The sequence below is a fragment of the Bacillus sp. JJ1562 genome (genome assembly GCF_036962705.1).
Lineage (GTDB): Bacteria > Bacillota > Bacilli > Bacillales > Bacillaceae_L > Ferdinandcohnia.
This window is the reverse complement of the sequence record NZ_JBALOQ010000054.1, coordinates 22,154-32,255: the sequence shown is the minus strand read 5'-3', so window position 1 is coordinate 32,255 and position 10,102 is coordinate 22,154. Positions and strand designations below refer to the sequence as shown.

Genomic DNA, 10,102 nt, shown 5'->3' with positions numbered 1-10,102 from the left:
ACCTTATAATACGAACGGGGCAGGTTAGTTGAAAAAGAAATTAAATGAAAATTTTGGTTTTCGACAAATAAATCGAGTATTTTAAGGGGAAATATGGTATTTCTCATTTGACTGATATTTCTTGAAATTTGTGTAAGTGGATGGGGATTCAACTTTAAAATATTGGTTGAGGGGAGGTAAGTTTGAATAGAAAATCCAACTCAAATGAATCTTGACTAAAATGATTATCAATTAAAGGGATTAAAATTGGAGGGAATAGAAAATGGATGTAAGGACACTTTTGTTACAGCAATGGGCAAGCTGCTTAGATCAAGAAGACTGGTTTCCACCACTTGAAAAAGTGCTAGAGGATATCACTTTTGAACAGGCAATTTGGAAACCAGTTGAGGGGGCACATTCCATTTGGGAATTAGTTTGTCATTTGCTTTTCTTTGAAAAAAGAATTCTGTTACGATTTCTTGGTGAAACAACAAATGAACCACAGGCAGAAAATAATGACGCTACATATCGATTACCAACTGAGACGTCTCAAAATTGGCAGAAAACAAAACAAGAATACTTTTATGTTCATCGTGAACTAGAAAAAATACTAGCAACATCAGAACTAAAAGATTTGTATAGAGAAATCCCTGAAGACAATCCATTAATGATTGAACTAAAGAGTTTAGCAATGCACGACGCCTATCATATTGGGCAAATTGTATTCCTTAGTAAAATGCAAGGAGCCTGGGCAGCGAAACGCAGCTTTTAAAAAATCTTCATTAGCTTTACAGTTATTCCATTATAGGGGGCTTTAATGGGATAAGAACTGGAACGTCCAATCGGACGTTCCCATATTTTATACCTAAAAAACAACAATACTATTTAACAAAGCCAAAATTTAAAAATTACTTTTTCAAAAATAAGTTTGTGAAACATTGTACTTATGCTAACGGGTGCATTACTTCAAGTTGGAAAGCACTCACTATTCAAATAATAGGCCGGGATTGTTGAAGAAGGTATTCTATTAACGTAAAATTTATAGTACATAATTTCTATTTATAGGGGATGGGAGAAATGATAGAGGGGCTTTATGAAGCACATTTACCTGTGAAAAATTTAGAAGTTTCAATTGAATTTTACCGAAGATTAGGTTTAAAATTTGCTTGGCGTGATGAAGACACTGCATTCTTTTGGATAGAAGAAGGGAAAAGTTGGTTGGGATTGTGGGAAGGAAATGAATACCAAACTCCATACCACCCTTCTTTAAGGCATATTGCTTTTCGAGTCACATATCAGGATTTAAAAGAGTCATTAAAATGGCTTGAATCCATTCAAGTTGAATCTGTTCCTTTTGGAAGGAGAACATCAATTGAGCCTTTTGTAAGACCAAATCAAGGAAATGCTTCGGTTTACTTTGATGACCCAGATGGAAATAGTTTAGAATTGATGTGTTATGTTGACGTTCCGAATGAATTAAAACATATTGCAGAAAAGTTGTCATTTGAGGATTGGGAGAATTTGGTTAATGGTAAATTAAAATAATCAAGCTTCTTTTTCCTTGAGATTGTGAAGAAATGTACTTAAACAAACGGGTAGCGATAGTTGAAGATTAGAGCTGTCATAAGGGCAGCTTTTTCTTGTTGAACTAAAGGGGCAGTTAAATTTAATAATCGGAAGGAAAAAGGTATATAAAAAAGGAATTATTTGATATACCAGATTAAATAAAGGAGAGGTAGATTATGAGTAAATCATTTATTGAACAAGTACATTATATTAGAATTCCTGTAAAAGATTTAGAGCAGTCTGCACAATGGTATAGAGATGTATTAGGACTCCAGTTATTAAACATTACTGAGGAACCATATGCAATTATAAAAGTAAATGAAGGTCCTTTTTTACTTATCTTAGTTCCAACTGAAGATGAAACATTTGCACATTTTACAATTGATAATGAACAAGCATTTAGCATTGGTTTTACAAGTCCAGAATTATCTAAATTTCATCAACACTTAATTGATAATCAAGTTAAGGTAGAGAAAATAAAAGAAGATAATGGTCATGCCTATTTCCACTTTTATGACCCAAGTGGTAATAAGCTTCAAGTACACTGGTAAGATAAAAATAAATAAATTACCTTATTTCATTAACCGGTGAAAGAATTGAAGATAAGTGCTGTAACGAGGGCAGCTTTTTCTTGTTGCACAAACGAGCAGAAGATTTTGAATAAGGAAACTATGATTTGGTGTCAAGGTAGAATCAAAAAGCGACAATAATGTGAGGTATTAAAATAAAAGAAAGTCCTTAGACCAAGTGTTTAAAAAAACAAATGTCCAAGGACTTCTAGACTTTTATTGTAATAGAAAAATACATACAGTTTCAACAGTGTGTACAAATTTCCAAAAATTACAACAAAAGAATTACGTAACAACTTGATTCAAAAATGGACAGCCTGGATGTATGTTTTAATAGTTCGTCGATTCTTCTTCTTTTAATTTCACTAAATAATAATTGGATAAACTAAGAGGCCATCAGATTATTTACTGAATTTAGGGTTAGTTAATCCCGAAGTATTTAGTTTTTCAATGGATTTCTGAAAAGCATAATTCATTAGAGATATTGAGTAGGAAATGATAAAGATTATTTTAGAATTAAACCTTTTTAATTTATAATGGCCCATTTTTTGAAAGAGTGCACTTAAGGGAAAGGCAAAAACTAAATCCATTATTAAATTACAAAATGCATATAAAGAAAACTTTCCATAAGTAAAATGAAACACCCACAAATTAATTGTAAAAAAAGGCCCAAATATAAAGGCTAAAGCATCAAATACCATGTATTTGGAACCTCCTTTTACCTTCCACCAGTTAAAAATTGGATTTAGAAGTGTTTGTATTAACAAAATACAAGAACAAAATAAAGTAACCGGCAAAAATCTTTTAAAGGATTGTTTTGGAAGAAAGAATATAACAATAGCCCATAACACAATTGCATTTGCAATTCTAAAAAAATTAGCTATCAAAATAACCACCCTTAAATTTTTTATTAGGATACGTGATTTAATCAATTTTATTCTGAACGAAACGAAAGAACAGGAAAAGTTAATATGGAAATATAATAAACGATAAACTAGCTTTATGGGTGATGGGTTTGGCGTGTGTTGGAAAAACTTAATGTTTCACCGAATGAATGTATATTTTTTGGCGACCATCCAGACAATGATGTGAAAGCAGTCCGAAATGTAGGGATGAAAGGAATTTGGAAAAGGATTTTCAAAGGAAGAACGTTGATACCAATAATCTTTTTGAAACCTTAAGTCAACAGGTAGCGTTAGTGGAAGAAGAAACTTGAAAATAGCCTGTATCAATGATTACTTGGTAATCTAAGATACAGGCTTTATCTATCTTAATTAATTGTCCCTATATATGTGTTAAAGTAAGTCCATTCCTTTTACCACGAAATTTATTAGTATTTTTCACACTACAATTATTATGTCGTACAGTTAAAGACTACATGATTTCTTATTTACTATAGGTACCTTGGAATAAATAATTTATATTTTAATATGTGATGAAGTTGCGGACCTACGATATCAAGGGGTCCCGACTGTGCCGTATGTGTATATCCCTATGAACACTATTCACTTTAGGGAAAAAGAATTTCAGAAACCTTTACTGCCATCAATTGTAGTAGTCAGTATGTCAAACAGCTTATTCTCTTTGTGATTTATAAAATTACTTCTATCAATGCAACCAAATGATACTCTCCCATATCTAATATATTGAAAAAAAAAACAGCTAGTAAGGAGGTGCCAGAATGGGATCATTAAAGGCCTTGGTCAAAAAGGCAAAAAAGGGCGACGGTGAAGCGTTTGTTTTACTTGTAAAGCAATATGAAGATGTGTTGTACCGAACAGCTTATAGATTATTAAACAATGATGAAGATGTAGCTGACGCTATGCAGGATACAATTATCTCGGCTTATGAAAAATTACATACTTTAAAAATTGATGAGTACTTCAATACTTGGATTTGTAAAATCCTAATCAATAAATGTAACAGCCTGCTCAACAAGAATAAGAATGTTTTGGTGATTGATGAAAATTTGCTTCTTCAAAAGAAAGATGATGGATTTCAGAAAATAGAATTAGAGGATGCGCTCAATAGTTTAAATGAAGTCTACAGGTTAGCACTTATTTTATACTATATTGTCGGATTGAATGTTAAAGAAATCAGTGAATTTTTAAAAGAGCCCGAAGGAACTATTAAATCCAGACTTTCTAGGGCCAAGTCGATATTGAGAAACAACTATTATAAAGCTGAGGGAGTGATGGTAAATGAAAAATAGCTTTGAAAAAGAATTTAATCAAATTATGAGTGAGGAGAAAGAGATACCTGAAAAGGTAAGGAAATCTCTGGATCAATCCTACGATATTATTCGAGCTAAATCAAAGAAGAAAAAAGTCAATTTCATTTGGAAAAGAGTAGCTACTGCTGCTTGCGCTATTATCGTAACTGGTGTTGTCTTTACTAATGAAAATGTAATGGCTGGTATTAACGAATTCTTTAACTTTGGAGATAAAGGCATAGAGCAAGCCGTAAATAATGGGTTTATACAAGAAAATAATAGTTCAGTTACCAATCAAGGTATTAATATAACTCTAGATAAGCATTTTTCGGACGCAAATAAATTGGGATTAAGTTTTCAGTTAGTATTTGAAGATTCCTCAATTTTAAATAAGGTAAGTGAGGTCTCGATGGATTACCGATTAAAAAATGGTGATGGCGAATACATCGATGAATTTATTCCAGATACAAAACCCTTGAAGAGTGACAACAGATATGCATCGATTTCTGAACATCAAAATCCAGTATTGGATGTAAAAACGGGGAGAATTCAGTTTGATGTGTTATCCGATTCCAACGAGGGTCTTATTCCTCCTTTAAAAGACGCTGTAATTGAAGTGGAAAGTGTCAATATTTTCTACAACACGGGGGAATTGAAAAAAATTGATGGAAATTGGAAGCTGTCAGTTACCAACAATAACAAAGAAAAAATAAATTCAATTATTGAATATGCAATGCAGGATCAGTCGTCTGTCATTCAAGTTTCCAAAGCTCACGCAAGTCCAACGTCATTAAATCTAAGCTTTTCAGTGGACGGGATCTATGAAAATGAAAATACTTTTGCAAATATGAAAATCGTAGATGAAGATGGTAATGAATATGGGGTAACTGGTTTTAGAAAGAGTACAGAAAATAACAAAACCATTATTTCAACAAACTTCCCAATCACTTCTTATAACAGTTCTAGTAAGCTAAAACTCATTATAGAGGGAATTGGTGAAGTAGAATTATTTAAAAAATAGTTAGCAAAACGAATCCCAATTTTTCCTGTTATTAAAGGATGAGTCGGGATTTTTTTATGATGTTATCGTTGTAAATTTTCCTGACGCAATCCTTTATCTTTATCATTTTTAGGGTAAATAAAAGCCAAAGCAAAAAGAGATGACCACCGAAGATGGTAGTCACCTCTTTTTATTTTGATAAACCTAAAATTAACTCTTTATAGATATCGAAGAATGCAAAGTAGTAATCTTTGATGACATATTCATCTATTTTGTGTGCCATTTTTGTTTCGCCTGGACCAAACATCATAAATGGGAAGTTGTCATCTTTTCCTCGTAATAAGTTTGATGCATCCGTCACACCTGGCGAACCCTTAACAGAAATTTCCAAACATAAATGTTTTTTACCTAGTTCTTTAGCAAGATCAACCATTTCAGAGTGTCCTGAAGTGAAAACACTTGGTAATGACATTGTCACTTCTACATCAATATCAGAGCCATCTTCATTGTATTTGTTAGCTGTTGTGTTGAATAATTCAATCACTTCATCGTTATCAAATTCTGGAATCGTACGCACGTTTATTTCAGCTACTGCTTTTTCTGGAACTGAGTTTACTTGGTTCCCTGCATTAAAAATAGTTGTACTCATAACCAATTTATCTAGAACTTCATTTTTACGATCATCGCCATTCAATTTTTCGTCTACTTCCAATAGATATTTCATCAATGGATTAATCGCGTTATAACCTTGGTCAGGCATAGAACTGTGTGCTGCTTCACCAATAGATGTTACACGAAAGTTAAGTGAGCCTTTGTGAGAGTAAATAATCGTGTCATGAGAAGGTTCAGCTACCCATAGATAATCTACATCATCCATATAGCCCTCTTCGTATAATTTTTTAGAACCTGCGCCACCGACTTCTTCACCAGTCGTTGCCATAAAACGGACAGTACCATTTTGTAGTTCATTATTTTCTTTGAGTTCAATCATCACTAAGGCAAGGTTGACTAAACCTGCTTTCATGTCATTTGTTCCACGACCGTATAATTTTCCGTCTCTTTCTGTCAATGTGAACGGATTTGAAGTCCACTCGCTTTCATCACCAGGAGAAACGACATCCATATGACCAGAAACGCCAATGACTGGACTTCCACTTCCAATTTCAGCCACTAAGTTAACACGAGTGTCTGTAACTGGAACAATTTTTGATTCAATGCCGTATTCAGCAAATAATTTTTTTAAGTAATTTGCCACTTCGATTTCGTTATCATTAATAGATTTAATCGCTATAATGTCAGATAAAATCTTTATCTTTTCTTCTTCTGTAAAATGTTTCAAACTAAATCCCTCCAAAATCTTATCTGTCTATCCTCAATGATAATACAACTGTATTTTACCCAAAAGTCCATTAATAAGTTGGCCATTTAAGGATTCTCTGGAACTATTATACGTCAGTAAAATAACCTAAAATCTCACAGAAGAAAAAGTAGAAAACTCCTAACCACAATGGTTTGGAGTTTTTTGTTTGCAATAAAGTTATGTAAAAAAATGCAAACTTTGTAGCGGATAGTCTAAATATTTTCTGAAATTAGGATGCTACTATTTTAAGTACCAACAACAAGAGCTAAAAATCTTCTTATGAAAGAGTGATGACAATTGTGTGGAATTACAGGATGGATCGATTGGCACCAGGATTTAATTCAGCAAGTAACGACCGTCGAAAAAATGGCGCAGACATTAGCAAAACGTGGTCCAGATGCTTGCAATGTCTTTAGCGAACGTCATGCTGCACTAGGTCATACCCGACTTATTGTGGTTGATCCTTCCGGAGGCGAGCAGCCGATGACCAGGAAATCAAAGAGCGGGGAAGCTTTTACGATTGTCTATAATGGCGAGCTTTATAATACGGTGGATCTTCGCAAAGAATTATCAAGCCGTGGGTATGTATTTCAATCCCATTCAGATACGGAAGTACTTCTTTTTGCTTACATCGAATGGAGAGAAAATTGTGTCGAGAAATTGAATGGCATTTTTGCTTTTGCAATATGGGAGCACGGGCAAGAAAAGCTTTTTATGGCAAGAGACCGGCTTGGTGTGAAACCATTATTTTATAAGCATACAAATAGTACCCTTTTATTTGGCTCCGAGTTAAAAGCGATATTGGCACACCCATCCCAAAAAGCAGAAATCGATCGCGAAGGTCTTCAAGAGGTATTTGGATTAGGCCCTTCCCGTACGCCAGGTCACGGTGTTTTTAGAGGGATAAACGAATTAAGACCGGCTCATTTTCTAAAATTTGATCGAAATGGAATCAAATTAAATCGATATTGGAATGTTGAAAGCCATAATCATACGGATTCATTAGCAGAAACGGTAGAGAAAGTAAGGTTTCTTGTGAAGGATGCGATTGAAAGACAGCTGGTTGCAGATGTTCCTGTCTGTACATTTTTGTCTGGAGGGCTCGACTCTAGTGCAATTAGTGCCATTGCCTCGAACCATTTTAAGCAGCAAGGAAGAGAGGGTCTTCATACGTATTCGATTGATTATGAGAATAACAGTGAGTTTTTCCAATCAAGCTTATTTCAGTCAGATGAAGACCGACCATGGATTGAAAAAATGACTCACTATTTGGGTGTCGATCATCATTCGAAAATCATCACACATGATCAGCTTGCTAACCGCTTGGAAGACGCAGTAAAAGCAAGAGACTTACCCGGGATGGCTGATATTGATTCCTCTCTTCTATGGTTTTCTGAGGAAATCAAACAAGACTTCACGGTGGCGTTGTCAGGTGAATGTGCGGATGAGATTTTTGGCGGGTATCCTTGGTTTTATCGAAAAGAGCTATTACAAGCCGACCGTTTTCCATGGATGAAGTCGGAAACGGAAAGACACATGCTTCTGTTACCTCAATGGCAACAAAAACTGAATCTAAAAGACTATGTGCAAGATCGATACAGGGATACATTACTGGAGGTGCCACGTTTAGATGGAGAAAGTCCTTTAGAGGGACGACGTAGGGAATTGTTCTATTTAAATATGGTTTGGTTCATGGCTACCCTGTTAGAGCGAAAGGACCGTATGAGTATGGCAGCAGGTTTGGAGGTCCGCGTTCCTTTTGCTGACCATCGATTAATTGAATATGTGTGGAATATTCCGTGGGAGATGAAAATGCTTGAAGGAAGGGAAAAGGGAATTTTAAGAAAGGCATTAGAGGGTGTGTTACCTCATTCCGTCTTGTACCGCAAGAAAAATCCTTATCCGAAAACCCATAATCCAGAATATACGAAACTAGTAAAAGAGATGTTAACGAACATCATTGAACGTAAGAGTTCTCCAATTCTTGAATTGGTTTCGAAGCAAAAGGTAAAGGAAATCATTGAATCCGACGGATCTTCCTTTAATGCTCCTTGGTTTGGGCAGCTCATGACAGGTCCACAGCTCATCGCCCATTTGGTGCAGCTAAATTTGTGGTTAGAACTCTATCACGTAAACATTATTGATTGAATAGGAGAGGTACCAATGACTTTGACAGACTATACACAACAACTATTTGCAGATCGAATCGGAGGACCGACGTTCGGACTAACTCACGAGATTTTTAAGTTTGAAAAAATAAAGAGGGCTAAAAAAGCTGCATTAAAAGAGAATCCTCATATCGAATTAATAGATTTGGGTGTTGGTGAACCAGATGCAATGGCCGACTCCACTGTTGTGGAAATGTTATCACGGGAGGCAGCTAAACCTGAAAATCGATTTTATTCCGATAATGGAATTTTAGAATTTAAGGAAGCTGCTGCTCGCTACATGGATGAAGTATTTGGGGTGAGCGGACTCGATCCTGAAACAGAAATCAACCACGTAATCGGATCAAAATCAGCACTCGCGATGTTACCGGCCGCCTTTATTAATCCCGGTGACCTCACGCTTATGCCAACTCCAAGCTACCCAGTTCTAGCAACCTTCACGAAATATTATGGGGGTGAGAACGTGCAGTTGCCCCTGCTAGAAGAGAATGGATTTTTACCACAGCTTACGGAAATTGATCCTGTAACCTTGAAAAGAGCAAAATTGCTTTATTTGAACTATCCAAATAACCCAACAGGTGCTCAAGCAACGAGGGCATTTTTTGAAGAAGTCGTAGCATTTGCAAAGGAACATAATCTTATCGTTGTTCATGATGCAGCCTATGGTGCTTTGGTATTTGACGGCGTTGCCCCACTTAGCTTCTTATCTGTTCCGGGAGCAAAGGAAGTGGGTGTTGAGTTACACTCCCTATCGAAGTCCTTCAATATGACGGGATGGCGAATCGGTTTTATCGCCGGACACCCTAGCCTAGTCAAGGCATTTGCCATGATAAAGGATAACAGTGATTCTGGCCAATTTATCCCGATTCAAAAAGCAGCGGCGTACGCACTATCCCATCCTGAATTGACTTTAAAAACGGCTGAAAAATACTCACGCCGCCATGAAATGCTTGTCCGTGTTCTTTGTGACTGTGGATTTAAGGTGGAAAAACCAAAGGGTTCCTTCTTCCTGTATACAGAAATCCCAATTGGAGTTGAAGGAGGTCCAACCTTCAAAACTGCGGAAGAGTTTGGGGAGTACCTGATCCGCGAGCACTATATTTCGAGCGTGCCTTGGGACGACGCCGGCAGCTATGTCAGGTTTTCGGTAACCTTTGAGGCTGATAGTGAAGAGGAAGAACAGCGGGTCATGGATGAAATTCATACGCGCTTGAAAAGAGTCAGATTTAATTTTAGAGGGAGGTGAGA

10 protein-coding genes are annotated in these 10,102 nt (G+C 35.9%); 8 read left to right on the top strand and 2 right to left on the bottom strand.

The genetic code is table 11. The features are described 5' to 3' along the window. The first annotated feature begins 262 nt into the window (after window positions 1–262). The 3 genes from V7097_RS23355 to V7097_RS23345 all read left to right on the top strand — a co-directional run bounded on the left by V7097_RS23355 (window position 263) and on the right by V7097_RS23345 (window position 2,096). A complete protein-coding gene (locus V7097_RS23355) occupies window positions 263–751 on the top strand; it encodes a DinB family protein (RefSeq protein WP_335706032.1) in 489 nt (162 codons plus the stop codon). Between the two features lie 305 nt (window positions 752–1,056). Then, window positions 1,057–1,524 carry a VOC family protein gene (locus tag V7097_RS23350; RefSeq protein WP_335706031.1) on the top strand — a complete coding sequence of 156 codons (468 nt, stop codon included), beginning with the start codon at window positions 1,057–1,059 and terminating at the stop codon, window positions 1,522–1,524. 197 nt (window positions 1,525–1,721) lie between these two features. After that, on the top strand, window positions 1,722–2,096 hold the full coding sequence (locus V7097_RS23345; protein WP_335706030.1) for a VOC family protein: 375 nt from the start codon (window positions 1,722–1,724) through the stop codon (window positions 2,094–2,096). A gap of 419 nt (window positions 2,097–2,515) precedes the next feature. Here V7097_RS23345 and V7097_RS23340 read toward each other — a convergent pair whose 3' ends face one another. Further along, window positions 2,516–2,815 (bottom strand): hypothetical protein, encoded by a 300-nt coding sequence (locus tag V7097_RS23340; protein WP_335706029.1) that lies wholly within the window; start codon window positions 2,813–2,815, stop codon window positions 2,516–2,518. 321 nt (window positions 2,816–3,136) lie between these two features. Here V7097_RS23340 and V7097_RS23335 point away from each other — a divergent pair, with 321 nt between their 5' ends. The 3 genes from V7097_RS23335 to V7097_RS23325 all read left to right on the top strand — a co-directional run bounded on the left by V7097_RS23335 (window position 3,137) and on the right by V7097_RS23325 (window position 5,347). Then, entirely contained in the window at window positions 3,137–3,295 is a 159-nt protein-coding gene (locus tag V7097_RS23335; protein WP_335706028.1) for an HAD family hydrolase, read from the top strand. Between the two features lie 500 nt (window positions 3,296–3,795). Then, window positions 3,796–4,326, top strand: a complete 531-nt coding sequence (locus tag V7097_RS23330) for an RNA polymerase sigma factor (RefSeq protein WP_335706027.1) — start codon at window positions 3,796–3,798, stop codon at window positions 4,324–4,326. Next, complete coding sequence (locus tag V7097_RS23325) at window positions 4,316–5,347, top strand: DUF4179 domain-containing protein (RefSeq protein WP_335706026.1); 1,032 nt, start codon at window positions 4,316–4,318, stop codon at window positions 5,345–5,347. Before V7097_RS23330 ends, V7097_RS23325 begins: the two co-directional genes overlap by 11 nt. A 169-nt stretch (window positions 5,348–5,516) precedes the next feature. On the opposite strand, the gene V7097_RS23320 is transcribed toward V7097_RS23325, so the two are convergent. After that, window positions 5,517–6,665: an ArgE/DapE family deacylase gene (locus V7097_RS23320; RefSeq protein WP_335706025.1), complete on the bottom strand. Its 1,149-nt coding sequence runs from the start codon at window positions 6,663–6,665 to the stop codon at window positions 5,517–5,519. Between the two features lie 318 nt (window positions 6,666–6,983). Between V7097_RS23320 and asnB the strand changes: the two genes are divergently transcribed. Further along, window positions 6,984–8,834, top strand: coding sequence for an asparagine synthase (glutamine-hydrolyzing) (gene asnB / locus V7097_RS23315; protein ID WP_335706024.1), 1,851 nt, complete (start codon window positions 6,984–6,986; stop codon window positions 8,832–8,834). 15 nt (window positions 8,835–8,849) lie between these two features. Beyond that, on the top strand, window positions 8,850–10,100 hold the full coding sequence (locus V7097_RS23310) for an LL-diaminopimelate aminotransferase (protein WP_335706023.1): 1,251 nt from the start codon (window positions 8,850–8,852) through the stop codon (window positions 10,098–10,100). Window positions 10,101–10,102 lie beyond the last annotated feature (2 nt).